Annotated in this window: 9 protein-coding genes; 3 read left to right on the top strand and 6 right to left on the bottom strand. The window is 65.1% G+C overall.

Annotated elements, in window-relative coordinates:
* Positions 1–77 precede the first annotated feature (77 nt).
* The 3 genes from HNW77_RS08315 to HNW77_RS08325 all read right to left on the bottom strand — a co-directional run bounded on the left by HNW77_RS08315 (position 78) and on the right by HNW77_RS08325 (position 9,561).
* Positions 78–446: a hypothetical protein gene (locus HNW77_RS08315; protein WP_172156833.1), complete on the bottom strand. Its 369-nt coding sequence runs from the start codon at positions 444–446 to the stop codon at positions 78–80.
* 147 nt (positions 447–593) lie between these two features.
* On the bottom strand, positions 594–851 hold the full coding sequence (locus HNW77_RS08320) for a hypothetical protein (protein ID WP_172156831.1): 258 nt from the start codon (positions 849–851) through the stop codon (positions 594–596).
* Between the two features lie 154 nt (positions 852–1,005).
* Positions 1,006–9,561: a GH36-type glycosyl hydrolase domain-containing protein gene (locus HNW77_RS08325; protein ID WP_172156835.1), complete on the bottom strand. Its 8,556-nt coding sequence runs from the start codon at positions 9,559–9,561 to the stop codon at positions 1,006–1,008.
* Between the two features lie 560 nt (positions 9,562–10,121).
* Between HNW77_RS08325 and HNW77_RS08330 the strand changes: the two genes are divergently transcribed.
* Positions 10,122–11,711: a cation:proton antiporter gene (locus HNW77_RS08330; protein WP_172156837.1), complete on the top strand. Its 1,590-nt coding sequence runs from the start codon at positions 10,122–10,124 to the stop codon at positions 11,709–11,711.
* Between the two features lie 106 nt (positions 11,712–11,817).
* On the top strand, positions 11,818–12,966 hold the full coding sequence (nhaA, locus tag HNW77_RS08335; RefSeq protein WP_172156839.1) for a Na+/H+ antiporter NhaA: 1,149 nt from the start codon (positions 11,818–11,820) through the stop codon (positions 12,964–12,966).
* Between the two features lie 88 nt (positions 12,967–13,054).
* On the opposite strand, the gene HNW77_RS08340 is transcribed toward nhaA, so the two are convergent.
* The gene (locus HNW77_RS08340) at positions 13,055–13,975 is read right to left on the bottom strand and encodes a LysR family transcriptional regulator (RefSeq protein ID WP_172156841.1); all 921 of its coding nucleotides are present in this window, start codon (positions 13,973–13,975) and stop codon (positions 13,055–13,057) included.
* A 145-nt stretch (positions 13,976–14,120) separates the two neighbouring features.
* Between HNW77_RS08340 and HNW77_RS08345 the strand changes: the two genes are divergently transcribed.
* On the top strand, positions 14,121–14,894 hold the full coding sequence (locus HNW77_RS08345; RefSeq protein WP_172156843.1) for an SDR family oxidoreductase: 774 nt from the start codon (positions 14,121–14,123) through the stop codon (positions 14,892–14,894).
* Positions 14,895–14,916: 22 nt separating this feature from the next.
* On the opposite strand, the gene HNW77_RS08350 is transcribed toward HNW77_RS08345, so the two are convergent.
* Positions 14,917–16,827 carry an ABC transporter ATP-binding protein gene (locus HNW77_RS08350; protein ID WP_254455536.1) on the bottom strand — a complete coding sequence of 637 codons (1,911 nt, stop codon included), beginning with the start codon at positions 16,825–16,827 and terminating at the stop codon, positions 14,917–14,919.
* A gap of 154 nt (positions 16,828–16,981) precedes the next feature.
* Entirely contained in the window at positions 16,982–17,560 is a 579-nt protein-coding gene (locus tag HNW77_RS08355) for a DUF1851 domain-containing protein (RefSeq protein ID WP_172156844.1), read from the bottom strand.
* Between the last annotated feature and the right edge of the window lie 90 nt (positions 17,561–17,650).

Consider the following 17,650-nt stretch of genomic DNA (forward strand, 5'->3'; position numbering starts at 1 on the left):
GGGGAAGTACATGCCTGTTCTCACATAAGGCACGGAGCCGCGCGGTATCGGGCGCGGGCTCCATGCGGCTGCTTGGCTTACTGTTCGCCACTATCGGCGGGGGAGGGGGTCTTGTTCCCGCCACGGCTGCTGCGCCCCTCTGAGCCGGGGTGGGTATGGCTGTGGCCATGCGGGGTGGCGCTGCCGGAAGGATCATTATTGTCCGGCGGCTGCGTGCCGGGCTGTTCGCCCACGGTGCGCGGGTTGTTCCACAGCTTGTCCGACGGTTCGACGCGCTGGCCGTTCGTGGAGGTGGCCGAGGGCGGGTTGCGCCCTACCTGCGAGGCCGCTGAATCCGCCGTGGGCGCAGGCCCGTTGTTGGGCATGGCCGATGACTGGGCTGCGGCAAGGGCGGGTACACTTGCCACGACGGCTGCAAGCAGGGTGGAATGCAGGATCTTTTTCATGGTTGTGTCTTCTTTCATCTGGGCATGCACCGCGCATTGAAGGCATCGCGCCCGGCAAAGGGTGCATCATGCACCTGCCTGCCGTGCGAAGACTTCCATGCGGCCTGAATGCGGGTATGAATACCTGACGGACTGCCCGTTGCGCCGTCAGGGCTTGCGGGCGGGTGTCGCGCCCTGCTGGCCTGCGGGGCGGGCGTGTTTGTCGCGGCTTTCGGCGCAGTGCTGCTGCGGGCCCTTGTGGCTGGTGGCCTCGACCCGTTCGTCATTGTCGAGGCTGGATTCCGGCTCGTCCTCGCCCTTGCGGGGCTTGCCGTGCCCTTCAGCCTTCGGGGCGGCATGGCCTTCGTCCACGGGGGTCGAAGGGGTAGGGCCGCCACGCGCGCGCTGGTGCGTAAGGTAAGACATGATTCCTGTCCTTTATAGGAAGGCAGCAGTAAAAAACGCGTCTTTTCCTGCTGTCAGTCAGTCAACGGCATACGCGTGGCATGGTTCGGGGCTTTTGCAGGGGTGGTGGTAAATTAATAAGTGATGCAACCGCGCCTCAAATCCACCCCGTCCATCATGGATCTGGCTGCGGTGGCGGGCCGAGTGTCACGGTCACGCCATGGGTCGCGCCATCATCCACCATCCCGATCGCCTCGGTGGGGGGCAGGGCCGCGCCATCGAGCACAATATCGCGCACGCCCGTGCTGACATGCGCGGGGTTGCTGACCGTTATGGCGTAGGTGGCGGTGCGCCAGCGCAGCCGGGCCGTAAATCCGGGCCACCCGGGCGGAATGCACGGGTCAACGACCAGCTTCGTGCCCAGCACGCGCAGGCCGAGCAGGGTCTCCACGCCCACGCGCTGCATCCACCCCGCTGACCCGGTGTACCATGACCAGCCGCCGCGGCCCACATGCGGCGGGCGGGAATAGATGTCGGCTGCGACGACATAGGGCTCCAGCCGGTAACGCGCGGCGGCGGCGGCGCTCAGGCTGTGGTTGATGGGGTTGATGATGTGCAGCAGGGCATGCGCCTGCGCGCCGTCGCCCAGGGCGGCGATGGCCATGACGGTCCACAGGGCGGCATGGGTGTACTGGCCGCCATTTTCGCGTATGCCGGGCGGGTAGCCACGAATATAGCCCGGATCAGGGCCAATGCTATCAAAGGGCGGGGCAAGCACCAGCACCAGCCCTTCATCGGCGCGGACCAGGCGTGCGCGCACCGAGCGCATGGCATGGGCCACCCGGTCGGGCGCCCCCACGCCGGACAGCACCGACCAGGACTGGGATATGGCATCGATCTGGCATTCAGCACTGGTGTGCGATCCCAGTGGCGTGCCGTCGTCAAAATAGGCGCGCAGGTACCAGTCGCCATCCCATGTGGCTTCAAGCGCCACGGCAAGGGCCTGCCTGTGGGCTTCCCACGCCTGCGCGCGCGCGTTTTCACCCCGGTCGCGGGCCAGTGGAATGAAGGCGCCCAGCGCCGCATGCACGAACCAGCCCAGCCACACGCTCTCGCCCCGGCCATGCTCGCCCACGCGGTTCATGCCATCGTTCCAGTCGCCCGTGCCCATCAGCGGCAGGCCGTGCGCGCCCGTGGCCAGTGCCTGATCCAGCGCGCGGGCGCAGTGCTCGAACAGCGTGCCTGCCTGTGACGAGACATCCGGGATCATGAAGCGGTCATGTTCTTCAATGGGCAGGGGCGGCGCTTCGAGGAAGGGGATGATCTCGTCAAGCACGCCCGTATCTCCCGTCGTGCTGACATAATGCGCCACCGTATAGGCCAGCCACGCCCGGTCATCGGAGATATGGGTGCGCACGCCCGCGCCGGTCTGTGGCAGCCACCAGTGCTGCACGTCGCCTTCCACGAACTGGCGGCTGGCGGCGCGCAGAAGGTGGGCGCGCACGGCTTCGGGGCGGCATAGCGCCAGTGCCATGCCATCTTGCAACTGGTCGCGAAAGCCATAGGCCCCGCTGGCCTGATAGAAGCCTGCCCGCGCCCACACCCGGCTGGCCAGGGTCTGGTACAGCAGCCAGCCATTGAGCATGATGTCGAGCGAGCGGTCGGGCGTGCTGACCTGTATGGAGCCGGTCACCTGTTCCCACTGGCGGGTTGCGGCTTCAAGCACGCGGTCAAGGTTGGCCGTACGGTAGTGGGTGATGAGGCGGCGGGCCTCGGCCTCGTTTTCGCCTTCACCGAGCAGAAAGACGATCTCTACACGGCCGCCCGGTGGCACGGTGGCCATGGTCTGCACCACGCCACACGGGTCCAGCCCCGCGCCGGTGCGGCCCTGCACGCCATTGGGGCGGGTGAAGGCGGCAGGGTTTTCCACCGTGCCGTTGCGCCCGATAAAGGCCGTGCGGTCCCCCGAGCTTGCACTCAGGTAGCCGCCCATATCGGCAAAGGCGACCCGCCCGGCATAGTCCGCCTGCCAGCGGTTATGTGCGAACAGCGCCCCCGTCTCGCCGTCGCGTTCGGTCAGGATGAAAGGGGCGGCCCTGCTGCGCGCGGGGCCAAGCACCCATTCCACATAGGCCGTGACCGACAGGGTGCGTGGCTGGGCCGAGAGGTTGCGCAACTGTATGCGCGTGATCTTGACCGGATCGGCGGGTGGCACGTACTGCACCAGCGTGCTGGCAATGCCGTGGGCCACGCGGTCCTGCCGTGTGTAGCCACGCCCGTGGCGGGTAACATAGGTTGCCGCCGCGTCGCGCCGTGTCGCGGCACTCGGGCACCACAGCGTGCCGCTGTTCTCGTCGCGCAGGTAGAGGATCTCGCCGCTATGGTCGCTGACCGGGTCGTTCGACCACGGCGTGATCTGGTGCTCGCGGCTGTTGCCCGACCAGGTATGGCCGCTGCCTTCCGCCGTGACCTGAAAGCCGAAGGTCTCGTTGGTGATGATGTTGACCCACGGTGCGGGCGTGGTCTGGCCGGGGCCAAGCACGATCACGTATTCGCGCCCGTCCTGCGCAAATCCGCCATGCCCGTTGAAGAATTCAAGCGCAGGCACGGGCGGCACGGCAAAGGCGGTGGCAGGCTGGCGCGGCACGGGGGGCGCAGGGGGGCCGGAGCGTGCCTGCGGGGCTGCGGCCTGGTCAAGCTGTTCGGCCAGCCCCTGGCCTGCCACCAGCACCACGCGCGCAACCGAAAGGATCAGGTCCAGCACCACGGGGGTGATGAGGTCGGCGCGCAGCACGCGCACCGAACCCGCCGTACTGGCCGAGCGCGGGGTTGCATGCACCATCTGGTCGAGTGCCACCTGCAGGTCCTGCATGTAGGAGGACGGGTGTTCGTTAAGGATGACAAGGTCCACCGCCACCTGCTTGAGGCGCAGATATTCCTGCGCTACCAGCAGCAGGCGCACCAGGGCCGTGTCATCTGCCGCCCTGATGCGCAGCACGAGCAGCGGCAGGTCGCCTGAAATGCCCTGCGCCCACAGCAGTGGCTGTGGCCCGGCCCCGCGGGCAATGGTCGCGGCATCGGCACGCAGGGCGGGGCCTGCGTAAAGGATGTGGGCGGCAAGGCGCTGGAACAGATCCGCCGTGGCGGGGCTGATGTCGAGATGGCGCAACTGCACCTGTGCCTGCGTCCAGGCCAGCGTGCGTACGCGCTCGAAGGCCGCGGCGTCCTGATGGGTGTCGATCATGTCCAGCAGGGCGGCGCGGGTGGGGGCGGCCATGGTCCACAGCGTGATGCGCGCCATCGCACCGGGCCGGATGGAGAACGTGGCGCGGAGGGCGAAAGCAGGGTCGAGCACCGTGCCGGTCGTACCCGACAGGCGCGCGCGCGGGTTCAGGGCGGCAGGGTCATGCACATCATGGCGGCGACCGATAAAGCGGGCGCGGTCGGTCTCCACCTCGATCGCGCTGTCACACACCGCCATATGCGCCACCCATATCCCGTCTTCATCTGGCGCGCGCCTGCGGCGGGTGGCGATCAGGGCGCGGGCTTCGGGCAGGTAGTCGGTCTGCACGAACAGCTTGGTGAAGGCGGGGTGCGCCAGGTCGGCATCCTGCCCCAGCAGGGCCAGCTCGCCGTAGCTCGTGATCTCGAGATCCATCGCCTCGCTGCCGGCGTTGTAGAGAGAAAGCTGGCGGGCCTCGGCGTCATCCTCGGCGGAGACGAATATCTCCAGCGTCGTGGTCAGGTTGCCGTCGCGGCGGGCGAACTCGGCGCGGTCTTCATGAAAGGCCACGCCATATTCATCCGGCCGTGCGGCGACTGGCTGTGCCGTGGCGGACCACACCCGGCCCGTGCCCCGGTCGCGCAGGTAGATGTACTGGCCGTATTCATCACATGTCATGTCCTCGCGCCAGCGCGTGATGGCGTGGCCGAGCCAGCGGCTGTAGCCTGACCCCGCCGCCGTGAGCATGACCGTGTACCGCCCGTTGGACAGCAGGTGCGTGACCGGCTGCGCCGTGTCGGCCCGGTCAAGGTAACGGCCTGCGGGCATGGTGATCGTCTGCACCGGGGCCTTGCTGTCATCCTCGAGCGGCAGGGGGCGGGCCACGGCGCCCCGGCGCGGCGCGCGCTCCTGCAGCAGCAGTTCGGCCGAGGCCATGAGCGGATCATCATGAAAGCGCGTGCGCATGATGCCCCCCATCAGCGTATCGGCCACGGCCAGGATCGACATGCCCTGATGGTGCGCCATATAGGCCCGTATGATGGCGACAGGACTACGGTCCGGCACGCGGCCGGGCGTGTAGTCGAGGGATTCATAAAAGCCGTACCGGCCCAGCGCGCCGGTTTTTTCCAGCACGTACAGATTGGCCACCGCCTTCTGCGGGTCGACCATGGCGGCGAGTGCCGTGGCGTAGGGGGCCACGACCCGGTCAAGCCCCAGCCCGCGCTTGAGTCCCAGCCCCGGCACGCCGAAGTTGGAATACTGATAGGTATATTCCAGGTCGCGCACGTTATAGGCGGATTCCGATATGCCCCACGGCAGGCCGCGGGCCTGCCCGTAGGCGATCTGGCGCTGCACGATCAGCGTATTGGTCTGCTCGAGCAGGCTGCCCATGGGCGCGCGCATGACCAGCGAGGGCATGAGATATTCAAACATCGACCCCGACCACGACACCAGCGCCGCCCCGTTGCCCACCGGCGTGATGGAGCGGCCAAGGCGGAACCAGTCCTGTGCGGGCATGTCGCCCTTGGCGATGGCGAAAAACACCGCCAGCCGCGCCTCCGAGGCCAGCAGGTCGTAGCAGTTCGTATCCTGCGTGTCCTCCGCCACGAGGTAGCCGATCGAGAGCAGCTTGCGCGCCGGGTCGCACAGGAACCTGAAATCCATCTCCTGCGCCATGCGCCGCGCTGCCTGCGCGATTGCGGCAAGGCGCGGACCAAGGGTTGCGTGCAGGTCAGGGTCGAGGTCACGCTGGTGGCTCTCCAGCGTGCGCAGCGGGGCCGCGATCCAGAACAGCAGGTCGGTTGCGGTGTCAGGCGCCGTGTCGGGCAGGTTGCTGTACAGCACGTCGGCATGGTCCACCCCGGCTGCCGCCTGGCGGCGCAGGCGGGCCAGTTCCGCGTCTGACCGGGGGGCGGTATCGGCCAGGACCGCGTTTTTGAGCCCCATGAGCAGGCGCAGCAACTGCCGCTCGGGGGCGCTGTGATTGCGGCGTGCGCCGTTGCTGAAGGTAAGGTCGGCCATGGCGATGTTCAGCGCATCGGCCATGCCTGCCCGCCAGGGATCGGTTTCCGGCCCGCGTTCGGCCCAGCGCTGGCACGCGCTGGCCAGCGCAATGAGGTGACCGGCCATGTTGCCGCTATCCACGCTCGAGACATAGGCGGGATCAAGCGGGCGCAGGTCATCGGTGGCGTACCAGTTGTAAAAATGCCCCCGGTAGCGTGGCATGCGGGCGAGGGTGGCGAAGGTTGCCTCCAGCCGGGCCACGGTATCAGCCAGTCCCGCCCAGCCAAAATCATGCGCGCTGATGGTGCACAGGAGGTAAAGGCCGATATTGGTGGGCGAGGTGCGGCGTGCCAGCAGGGGGGTGGGGTCTTCCTGAAAATTGTCGGGCGGCAGCATGTTGTCGGCAGGGGTGACATAGGTCTCGAAAAAGCGCCACGTGCGCCGCGCCGTCATGCGCAGGGCGCGGATATCGGTGCGCGAGGGGCGCGAGCGCGCGGCAATGACCGGCGTGCGGCTGGCCCACATGGCGATGGCGGGCGAAAGCCCCCACAGCACCGCCACCGGCACGCATAAAAACAGGCTCCACGGCGCCCACAGGCTGGTGGCACACGTCATGCCACCCGCCAGCACCGGGCCGGACAGCATGTGCCCGTAATACCCCGCAAGGCCGGGGCGCATGCGCCCGCCCAACTGGTCGGCGGGCACCCATTGCAGCATGTTCCGCCCTGTCATGAACACGCGCACCAGCGTGCGCCCGATCGCATCCATCATGAGGCTGGCCTGATGGGCGAGGAAAGTGATGTTGAGGAAGGTCATCACCCCTGCCTCGGCGCTGGCGGCGCCCAGCACGCTGAAATAGCTGCGCAGCGTGATCCATTCCCGCCGGGGCACGAGGTCGGCCAGCACGGGCAGGTAGGCGGGCAGGGCAAGGGCCAGCAGCATGAAGGTGGTCCAGACAAGGGCCATGTGGAAAGGCAGGAACCACGCCCCTGCCAGTGCGGCAAGCGCCAGCGGCATGCTGAGCGTGCGGCGCAGGTTGTCGAGCATCTTCCACCGCGCGATGCCCGAAACATGGCTGCGTGGCGTGTGGCCCGCGCCCGACACGATCCAGGGCAGAAGCTGCCAGTCGCCGCGTGTCCAGCGATGAAGGCGCTGGGCGGCGACAAGGTAGTCGGTAGGAAAATCTTCCACCACCTCGATGTCCGACACCAGCCCCGCGCGGGCGAAAATGCCCTCGAACAGGTCGTGGCTGAGCAGCGTGGAGTCCGGCACGCGCTGGTCCAGCGCCGCCTCGAAGGCATCGATGTCGTATATGCCCTTGCCGGCATATGAGCCTTCGCCAAACATGTCCTGGTACAGGTCGGACACGGCGGCGGAATAGGCGTCTATGCCGCTGGCGCTGGCATAGATGCGCTGGAACAGCGTGCTGTGGTGGCCCACCGGCAGCGCCGGTGTGACCCGTGGCTGGAGGATGGCATAGCCTTCATGCACCCGGCCCGATACGGGGTCGAAGCGCGGGGCATTGAGCGGGTGGGCGATCTTGCCGATCAGGCGGCGCACGGTTTCAAGCGGCAGGCGCGTGTCGGCATCGAGCGTGATGATGTATTTTATGGCCTGCGGCAGGGCGGCAGGGGCTGGCATGAAGGTGGTGTCGGTCGCGCCGCGCAGCAGGCGGTTGAGTTCATGCAGCTTGCCGCGCTTGCGCTCCCAGCCCATCCATGCCTGCTCGCTTTCCACCCACACCCGCCTGCGGTGCAGCACGAAAAAGCGCGTGCCGCCGGGGGCGGGGCCATATCTGTGGTTGAGTTTTTCCACCCCCGCCAGCACGGCGGCCAGCAGGGGCTGGTCATCGGGCGTGTCTGGCGTGGGGCTGTCGGGCCAGTCGGTCAGGAGGGCGAAGTGAACTTCATCATCACGCGTGGCGAGGTAATGCACCTCAAGGCGGGCCAGCAGGGCGGCCACGGTGGCGGGCGCGGTGAGCAGCGCGGGCACCACCACCATGCTGCGCCGGGCATGTCCAATCCCCTCCCGGAACTCAAGCCCCGGCAGGGCGGTGGCCTGTATGACCTCAAGCGCCAGGCGGTTCACGCACGCCACCGCCGCCTCGGATGCGGGCACGAAGGCAAGGGCCGCCAGCAGCCATGAATTGCCCCCCATGGCGGCATCGCACAGCCAGAGCGGCACGGCGAGGAACAGCAGCGTCAGCGCGGTGACGACAATGCTGTAGGCCGTAATGCCGCGTGCGCAGAATGCCCTGACCAGCGTGAGTTTCAGGGGCGGGCGGAAACCGATGGCCTCCTCCAGTTGCGCCCGTCCCGCCATGAGCAGGTAATAGCCGGGATCGGCGCGGCGGGAGTCATCCGGTGTGGCGGCCTGCGCCTGCCGCGCCAGGGCGAGCGCGCGTTCGGCTATGGCGATTTCACCCAGTTCGCTGCCGCGTGCCAGTTCCTCTATGGCCTTGCGATACAGGTCACGGCTGGCAAAATCGGCCCTGGTGAAGCTGTCATAGGCCGCAAACACCCGGTTGACGAGGCAGACCCGCTCGAACGCCTCGGTCCAGTCAAACCCCGCGATCAGGCGCAGGCTGGTGATGATGTTGCGGATGGTGGCGTTGAACGCGCCCTGTTCAAGCAGGTCATCGCGCACGGCGTTGTCCATGCTGGTGCCCCGGTCGGCCAGGCGCTGGGCCAGCCAGATCAGGGCGGGGTCCCTGTCCGGGTCCAGCCCGCGCGAGCGGTGGGCAAGCTGGGCGGTAAAGGCATGGGTGAGCGTGTGGGGCGCCACCGAGGCAAGCAGGGCGGACAGGGCGGCGGGCGTGTCCTGGCGGCAGGCCGCAAGCCGGTCGGCCAGGGCATCGGCTTCGCGCCTGCTGGCATTGTTGGCCATGATGGCGCCCGTAACCCGCCGCAGGTTCTCGATCAGCACGATGCGCAGCGTGATGGATACGGCCCACAATTCGCCAATGTTCAGTGGCGTGACACTCTGGTAGGCCAGCAGGTAGGCGTAGAGCATGGCGGGCTGGATGTTGCTGTCGGTATGCGCCACGAACGCCCACGCTACGCCAAATACGCGCGGCAGGCCCGCAAACGGTCCACCCGCCAGCTTGGGCAGGCGCGCGTAATAGCCCGGCGGCAGGTCGAGGTCCGTCTCGCGGATCTGCATGTCGATCAGGGCATAGTTGTCGGCCAGCCACTGGGCGGCGGGGGTCAGTTGCCTGCCTGCCTGCATGGCCTCGGCTATGCGCACGTCCGCCGCGCGCAGAAAGGCGCTGTTCTGCGCCAGCCTGCGTGACAGGGGCTGCCCGTATCCGCGTGGGTCAGGGGTTATGGCCTGGGCTGCGGCCAGGCTTCTGGCATGGGCTTCGAGCCGTTCGGGGCCAAAAATCTCGCCCCTGATCGGCGTGGCATCGTCCTGCCATGCCGGTCGGACGGCCCACCGGGGCAGGCGCGCCAGCCAGGAGCGCAACGCACCACCGGGTCGAGAGGGGCGTGTGGTGGCGTTCATGTCATGCTCCAGCCGGGGGCGTGGGGGCTGTGAACCGCCACGCGCCCGCGTGTTTTCATTTGCGGAAAAGGCTTTTCCTTGTCTGTTGCGCCTGGGGGGCGAGAAGATGCGACAGGCAAGGCCTGGCTTGTGCCGGCGGCGTATCGGGGCGCGCGGGCGCCTGCGTGCGGGATGGGGGGCCTGCTGCGGCCCCGGGCTTGTCCGGGCCGTTTGCCGGGCGGGTGCGGGGTGCATCCATCGGCTGTCCTCCTTTGTCTGGAGCGGGTGGGCAGATGTAAAGGTGAAGGTGTATCCGGGTGTAAAGGTGAAGGTGTATCCGGGGCAGGGGCCGTGGGCACGGGGGCTGCCTGCATGACATGAACGGCTGGCATGCGGCGCCGTTTCATGGCGGCGGCGGTATTTTATTTCATCCATGCCTTCATGATTGGCTTAATGGTGTAACGGGACACCAAAAAGACATGAATTATTTTCGATCATGGCCATGAATATTTTGTCAGATACCGATGGCGCGGCCTGTGCGTTAAGGGGGGGCAGGCCCGGCTGAGACAGGTATGACGTTCATGTCGAATGTAGCACGCTTTGAGTATATCCTCATGCTGATCGTGCTCATCGTCGGGCTGGAACTTGCCGCGCGCAAGATGCGCCTGCCGCCTGCCGCGGCCCTTGTGCTGGGCGGCATTGCCATAGCGCTCGCCCCCGGCCTGCCGGTGCTTGAAATCGACCCTGACCTGGTGCTGATCGTGTTCCTGCCGCCGCTTTTGCTGGCGGGGGCGTATTTTTCCGTCTGGCATGCGTTTCGCCTGCACCTGTTCGGCATTTTGCAGCTTGCCGTAGGTGGGGTGGCGTTCACCACGTTTGCGGTGGGGCTGGCCGCGCACTGGCTTATTCCCTCCATGCCGTGGGCGGGGTGCTTCGTGCTGGGCGCCATTGTCGCGCCCCCCGATGCGGTGGCGGCGAAGGCCGTGCTCAAGCATGTGGTCCTGCCCGAACGGATCACCACGCTGCTTGAAGGCGAAAGCCTGCTGGATGATGCGGCGAGCCTCGTCATCTACCGTTTTGCCACCGTCGCGGTGCTGACCGGATCGTTCAGCCTTGTGCATGCCACCATCGCCTTTGCATGGCTGGCCATGGGCGGGCTGGTGCTGGGCGGCGGGCTGGGGTGGCTGTGGATCAGGCTGCTGCGCCGGGTGCGCGACCGGATCCTGAGCATTACCATGACGCTGCTGCTGCCCTGGGTGGCTTATATTGGCGGCGAGTGGCTTGGGGCATCAGGGGTCATTACCACGGTCGTGGCGGGGCTGGTGCTGGGGTGGCGGCAGCATGACGTGTTCAGTGCCGATGAGCGCCTGCGCTGGGCGGCGGTGTGGGAGGTGCTGGTGTTCTTGCTTGAATCCCTCGTCTTCGTGCTGATCGGCATGGCGCTGCATGCCATCGTGCTGCGCCACAGGGGCACGGGTTGGGTGGCGCAGGATGTGTTTGGCCCCGTCCTGGGCATCGTGCTGGCGGTGCTGCTCTCGCGCTTTGTGTGGATGGCCCTGACCGAGGGGCTGCGCATCGCCTGCGTGCCACCCTCCCGGCGGCCGGGCGTGCGGGGGTTCATGACCTATGTTGCGGTCATGGGGTGGTGCGGCATGCGCGGCGTGGTCAGCCTTGCCATCGTGCTGGCACTGCCCGAGGACATGCCAGAGCGCGACATCATGCAGATCGCGACCTTCGTGGTCATTCTGGCAACCGTGCTGGGGCAGGGCACCACCATTGGCTGGCTGATCCGCATGACGGAGGGCGCGCGCGGGCAGGTGGCGGGGCAGCGGCATTACCTGTCGGTATCGCAGGCGCGCGCCCAGATCGCCCGCGTGCAGGAGCGCGTCATGCAGCATCTGGCCTATGACGCAGATGGGCAACTGGTGCATGACCGCCTGCTGGAGCAATATGCCTACCGCGCGGAACTGGCCGAGCGCTTCAGCCACGAGCAGGAGGCCCTGCAGGGGCGGCAGGATGCCCATTACCGCGCCCTGCTGGCCACCATAAAGGCGGGCCGCGCCGAACTGCTGCGCCTGCACCGCAGTGGGGAGATTCATGACGCCGTGCTGCACCAGCTTGAACATGAACTCGATTTGCAGCAGATGACGGCGGAAGGGGCTTTGATCTGAGCGTGTTTTTGGATTGTCTGTCTGGTGGTGACGTGTCTTGCCACCGTGTTTGTGTGCAGCGGCGGGTTATTGCAATGCGGCTATGTTCGGGTGCAATGACCACGCGATGACTGTTCCGACCGCTTTCCTGCCCCTGCGCCTGCGGGCTTTCTTATGTTCCCCCGCAGGCGGGGCCTGCGCGTTGCTGCTGGCATCCGTTCTGGGCTTCGGGCTGGCCAATTCGCCATGGGCCGGGGCTTACGGGGCGGTGGTGCACTGGCCGCTCAGCGTTTCCATTCTGGGTGCGCAGGGGCCAGACACCTTGGGTGCCTGGGTATCTGACGGGCTGATGGCGCTGTTTTTCCTGACCATCATCCTCGAAATCAGGCACGAAATCAGCGATGGCCATCTTTCCTCACGCTGCAAGGTCGCCCTGCCGCTGATCGGGGCGGTGGGCGGCATGGTGGTTCCGGCGCTCATCTACGCTGTCGTGACCCGTGGCGCGGCGGAGGCGGCGCGCGGGTGGGCCATACCGATTGCGACCGATGCCGCCTTTACCCTGCCCATCATCGTGCTGCTCGGCGCGCGCGTGGCCCCTGCGGCACGGGTGTGGCTCATGGCGCTGGCCGTGTTTGATGACCTGCTGGGCATCGGGGTGATTGCGGTCTTTTACGGCTCCGCGCCCTGCTGGCCCGCGCTGGGGGGTGCCTGCATGGTGCTGGCCGGGCTGGTTGCGGCCCGTCGTTGCGGGGTGGTCAATGCGGGTGTGTACGGGCTGGGTGGCGTGCTGTTATGGGGCCTGTGCGTGCGCGCGGGCGTGCAGCCAACGCTGGCGGGTGTGGCGATTGGCGCGTGCCTGCCCGCCGCGCTGGCGCGACCGGGGCTGAACGCGGTTGTGACATGGGGGGTGCTGCCGCTGTTTGGTTTCCTCAATGTAGGCGTGTCGCTTGCGGGGGCGCATATGGGCATGCTGCTGGCGCCCGTGCCGCTTGGGGTCATGCTGGGGCTGGTGGTGGGCAAGCCCGTGGGCGTTTTTGGCGCGAGCATACTGGCGGCGAGGCTGGGGGTGGCAAGCCTGCCGGAGGCCACCTCGCGGCACATGCTGTTCGGGCTTTCGCTTTTATGCGGCATTGGCTTTACCATCAGCCTGTTCATTGCCAGCCTTGCCTTTACGGACCCGGCCCTGGTGGGGGCGGCGAAGCTGGGCATATTCGCAGGCTCCCTTATCGCTGCGCTGTCGGGTTGGGTGTGGCTGCGTTTCAGGGGCAGACCATAGAAGTTTTGGGTGAAGCTTTTTTCAAAAAGCTTTGGAAAGCACGTCGCCTTTTTGAAAAAAAAGGGGGCACCCAAAAACGTTTGCTTTATCAATTCGCCTTGCCGGGGCGGTCTTCCATTACGCTCGCCAGCAATGTTGCAAGCCAGTCGGCAAACACCTGCACCCGGCGCGACAGATGGCGGCGGTGCGGATAGAGCAGCGCCATGGGCATGGGTTCAGGCCGCCAGTCGGGCATGACGTCAATGAGTTCGCCTGCTGCAATATGGTGGCGCACGTCATAGGCGGGCACCTGTATCAGCCCCAGCCCAGCCAGGGCACAGGCCACGAGGGCTTCGGCGCTGTTGACCGTAACCCGGCCCGGCATCTGCAAACTGTGCACCGTGCCGCCCGCCATCCATTCCCATGCTTCCACCCGGCCAGTGGCGGGCGAGGCATAGCGCACGGCCTCGTGCCGGGGCAGGTCGGCAGGTGTGCGCGGCGTGCCCCTGTGGGCCAGATAGGCGGGGCTGGCCACGTTGACGAGCGGCAGTTCGCCCAACTGCCGCGCTATCAACGCTGAATCCGCCAGCGGGCCGACACGCAGCGCGCAGTCGATCCCGTCCTCGATCAGGTTCACGGTGCGGTCGCTGACGCCAAGCTCGATGTCGATATCGGGGTAGTCGCGCAAAAAGGCGGGCAGGGCCGGGGCTACGATCAGTCGTCCGATGCGGCCAGGCAGGTTGACACGCAACTGGCCACGCGGCGCGGTGCGGTCCTTGCGGAACAGGGTTTCGGCTTCCTCCACATCCGCCACCAGCCTGATGCAGTGCTCATAGAACGCGGTGCCATCAGGCGTGGGAGTGACGGAGCGGGTGGTGCGGGCGAGCAGCCTTGTGCCCAGCCGGTTCTCGAGTTCCTGTATGGCGGCCGAGACCGAGGAGCGCGGCATGTTGAGCGTATTGGCCGCCCGGGTGAAGCTTGCGGTTTCCACCACGCGGGCGAAGATACGGAACAGGTCGATACGATCCATGGCAACCCCGGCACGCATTGGGTGTTTGTTCGTTATTCCTGACAGGTATTGTCAGAAACAGGAACTTTATAGCCTGATCCTAACTGATACTGTGCGGATAGCAAAAGCGCTACCCGCGCTTGCCACGCATGAACGGAGGCTTGATATGGTCGATCACAGGATCAAGGGTAAGACGGTTCTCATAACAGGTGGGGCCAAGAACCTTGGTGCGCTCGTGGCGCATGACCTTGCGGCCCATGGCGCAAAGGCCATTGCCATTCACTACCACAGCGCAGCCGCGAAACCCGAGGCCGAGAAAACGCTCGCGGCGCTGAAGGCGGCTGGCGTGCATGCCGTGGCCTTTCAGGCCGACCTGACCGCAAATGGCGCGGTCGCCAAGCTGTTTGCCGATACGGTCGCCGCCATCGGTCGCCCCGACATTGCCATCAATACCGTGGGCCAGGTGCTCAAGAAGCCGATTGCCGAGACGACCGAGGCCGAGTTCGATGCCATGTTTGCGGTCAATACAAGGGTTGCGTATTTCTTCATCAAGGAAGCGGGCATCCATTTGAAGGATAACGGCAAGCTGCTCACCCTCGTCACCTCGCTGCTTGGGGCCTATACGCCGTTCTATTCCACCTATGCGGGCTCAAAGGCGGCGGTCGAGCACTTTACCCGCGCGGCCTCGAAGGAATATGGCGCGCGCGGCATTTCGGTCAACGCGATCGGGCCGGGCCCGATGGATACCCCCTTCTTTTACGGGCAGGAAGCGCCCGAGGCCGTGGCCTATCACAAATCGGCCGCAGCGCTTTCGCCCTTCAGCCGGACCGGCCTGACCGAGATCGAGGATATAGCCCCCTATATCCGTTTCATCGTATCGGAAGGGTGGTGGATGACCGGCCAGACCATTCTGGTCAATGGCGGGTACACCACCAAGTAGGCCGCGGGCGGCGGGGCAGGCGCTACTGGTACCCCGCCGCCTGTAATTCAAACAGTTCCGCATAGCGCCCGCCCAGGGCCAGGAGCTGTTCATGCGTGCCTGCCTCCCGCACGCGCCCGTGTTCAAGCACCACGATGCGGTCTGCCGTGCGCACGGTGGAGAAACGGTGCGAGATGACCAGCGCCGCCTTGCCCCGGCGCAGCGCGCGCAGGCGCTCGAACACATCCGTCTCGGCCCGGGCATCAAGGGCGGAGGTCGGTTCATCAAGGATCAGCAGGTCGGCATCACGCATATAGGCGCGCGATATGGCGATTTTCTGCCATTCGCCGCCTGACAGGTCGCGCCCCTGCGCCACCCGCTTGCCCAATGGCTGGTCAAGGCCCATGGGCAGCCTGGCCAGCACGCCATCGGCCAGCCCCTCATGGGCGGCGGCGGTGATGCGCGCGGTATCATCAAGCGCCTCGATCCGGCCCACGGCAATGTTTTCCGATGCGGTCAGGCTGTAGCGGATGAAATCCTGAAAGATCACGCCGATATGCGCGCGCAGCTCGGCAAGGTCCATGTCGCGCAGGTCAACGCCATCAACCGTGATCCGCCCCTCATCAGGTTCGTAAAGCCGGGTGAGCAGCTTGACGATGGTGGTCTTGCCCGCACCATTCTCACCCACCAGCGCCACCGTCTCGCCCGCGCCAATGTGCAGGTTCAGGCCGCGCAGGGCCCACCTGTCCGTGCCGGGATAGCGGAAGCCCACATTCTCGAAATGAATGCCGTGGCGGATGGGGGAGGGGAAGGGTTTTGCCACGGGTGGCGAGAGAATGGCCGGGCGCAGGTCGAGAAAAGCGAAGAAATCATCGAGGTACTGCGCCTGGCTGGCGGTTTGCGTCACCCCCAGCAGCAGGCTCGACAGCAGCCCGTGCAGCCGCAAAAACGAGCCTGACAGGAAGGTCAGGTCACCTACCGAGAAGCGTCCGCGCACCGTATCCCATACAATCACGACATAGACGCCATAATATGCCACCGAGCCGATGGCGGCGAACGCCCCGCTCCACGCAAACCGGCGCAGCGCCAGCCTGCGGTTCTGTTCCAGCACGGTGGCCGCAGCCGCGCTGAATCGCCCGACCAGAAAGCCGCCAAGGCCAAACAGCTTGAGTTCCTTGGCATGTTCCGCGCTGGAGCCGACATGGCGCAGGTAGTCCATCTCGCGGCGCTCGGCGGTCTTGGCGCGGATCAGGCGGTAGCCCTCGGCGTTGAAATGGGCCTCCCCCGCAGCCGCAGGCAGCAGGGCGATGAGCAGCACCACCACCAGCCACGGCGCAAACGCCATGACCCCCGCCGCCAGCACCAGTGCCGTAACCGCGGTCTGGGCAATATTGAACAGTTGCACCAGCAGGTTGTTGCGCCCCGAAGCCTGGCGGCGCGCGCGCTCGAGCAGGTCCTGCAATTCGCTTGATTCGAACTGCTGCAGGTCGAGCGTTGCGGCATGTTCCATCAATGCCAGGCTGACAGAATTGATGTAGCGCTCATTGAGCAGCCCATCGACCAGCGAGATGGCGCGTGATGTCAGGTCCGACAAAATGATGAGCGCGAATTCCAGCGCGATCCACAGTTCCAGCCGCATCGCCGGGCCATGCAGCGCCCAGTGCGCGAGTGAGCCGGCGGGCATGGCATGGCCGCTAAGGCGGATGACCTCATCAACAATCAGCTTGCCCAGATACAGCGCCAGCGGCGGCTGGATGGCCTGCGCCAGCCGCAGGCCGATGCTGGCCACTGTCAGCGCCGGGCTGCATCGCCAGATCTGGCGGAACATGCGCGGCACATGGGCATATACGCCAAAGCGCCGCTTCAGCCGCGCAGCCCAGGGTTGATGCGTTCGGGACTGGTGCATTCGGGGCCGGGGGGAAGAGGGGCGCGACGGGTGGGTCTCAGCGTTCAATCAGTCTGTGCTCCCGATAAAAAGCTGTTTGAAACCAACTTATTGACAAAAAAGGTTTCACGCACCGTCTTTTTTCAAAAAAGCGGCATGTCGTACACGATGCGTGGGGCATGGACATGAAATCCATGCACCGACCCTGAATGGCCCCTGTTTTTTATCCCCTTATCTTGTTTAGTATTTGTGCAATAATATACCATGAAATATCAATATCTTCTACGTATAGATTATCGAGTTCATCCTTTCCGCTCAGGAATGGAGGTATTTTATAGGAAACACATTCATTGTATTTCAATGATAAACCGGTTTCTTTCTGCCATTCCGCGAAGAAACCTTCCGCCAGGGTAGCATCGCCATATCTGACCAGTTCATCATTGTGGAATGAAATAATATCGCCTTCAATCTTGAACACATCGCCTGTTTCCGGTTCAAACAGCAATATATGATCGCCTTTTCGCGGGTTTTGGGTCGCAAATGCCCTGCCGAGCCAATCATATCCAAAGCATACCATTGTTTTTTCGTAGGCAGGGAATGCCTTGCAAATGCGTTCTGACCATGTCTTGACGTCTTTCGGCTTTACAATTCTATACAAGCCACCGTTAAACGAGTCCCCACCATAATTTTTAAACAGATGGCATAGACTTCCCGCCATGTTGGCAGGATATAGGTCAGTATTATTTTCTTTGCTGCAGTAATAAGAATCTTTTTTGAATTTATCATCAAAGTATTTGAGCATGGTCTTTCTCCTATATTTATTAAATCAGACGCTGACATAAAGCCGGGAAAGTATTTTTTTAATGAACGACAAATTATAACTGTAATATGC

It is taken from the genome of Komagataeibacter melomenusus, from assembly GCF_013155395.1.
Lineage (GTDB): Bacteria > Pseudomonadota > Alphaproteobacteria > Acetobacterales > Acetobacteraceae > Komagataeibacter > Komagataeibacter melomenusus.

Coding starts and splice junctions, on each gene's coding strand:
- HNW77_RS08330 (WP_172156837.1), top strand. CDS start 10,122: ATGTCGAATGTAGCACGCTTTGAGTATATCCTCATGCTGATCGTGCTC.
- HNW77_RS08355 (WP_172156844.1), bottom strand. CDS start 17,560: ATGCTCAAATACTTTGATGATAAATTCAAAAAAGATTCTTATTACTGC.
- HNW77_RS08345 (WP_172156843.1), top strand. CDS start 14,121: ATGGTCGATCACAGGATCAAGGGTAAGACGGTTCTCATAACAGGTGGG.
- HNW77_RS08315 (WP_172156833.1), bottom strand. CDS start 446: ATGAAAAAGATCCTGCATTCCACCCTGCTTGCAGCCGTCGTGGCAAGT.
- HNW77_RS08340 (WP_172156841.1), bottom strand. CDS start 13,975: ATGGATCGTATCGACCTGTTCCGTATCTTCGCCCGCGTGGTGGAAACC.
- HNW77_RS08320 (WP_172156831.1), bottom strand. CDS start 851: ATGTCTTACCTTACGCACCAGCGCGCGCGTGGCGGCCCTACCCCTTCG.
- nhaA (WP_172156839.1), top strand. CDS start 11,818: ATGACTGTTCCGACCGCTTTCCTGCCCCTGCGCCTGCGGGCTTTCTTA.
- HNW77_RS08325 (WP_172156835.1), bottom strand. CDS start 9,561: ATGAACGCCACCACACGCCCCTCTCGACCCGGTGGTGCGTTGCGCTCC.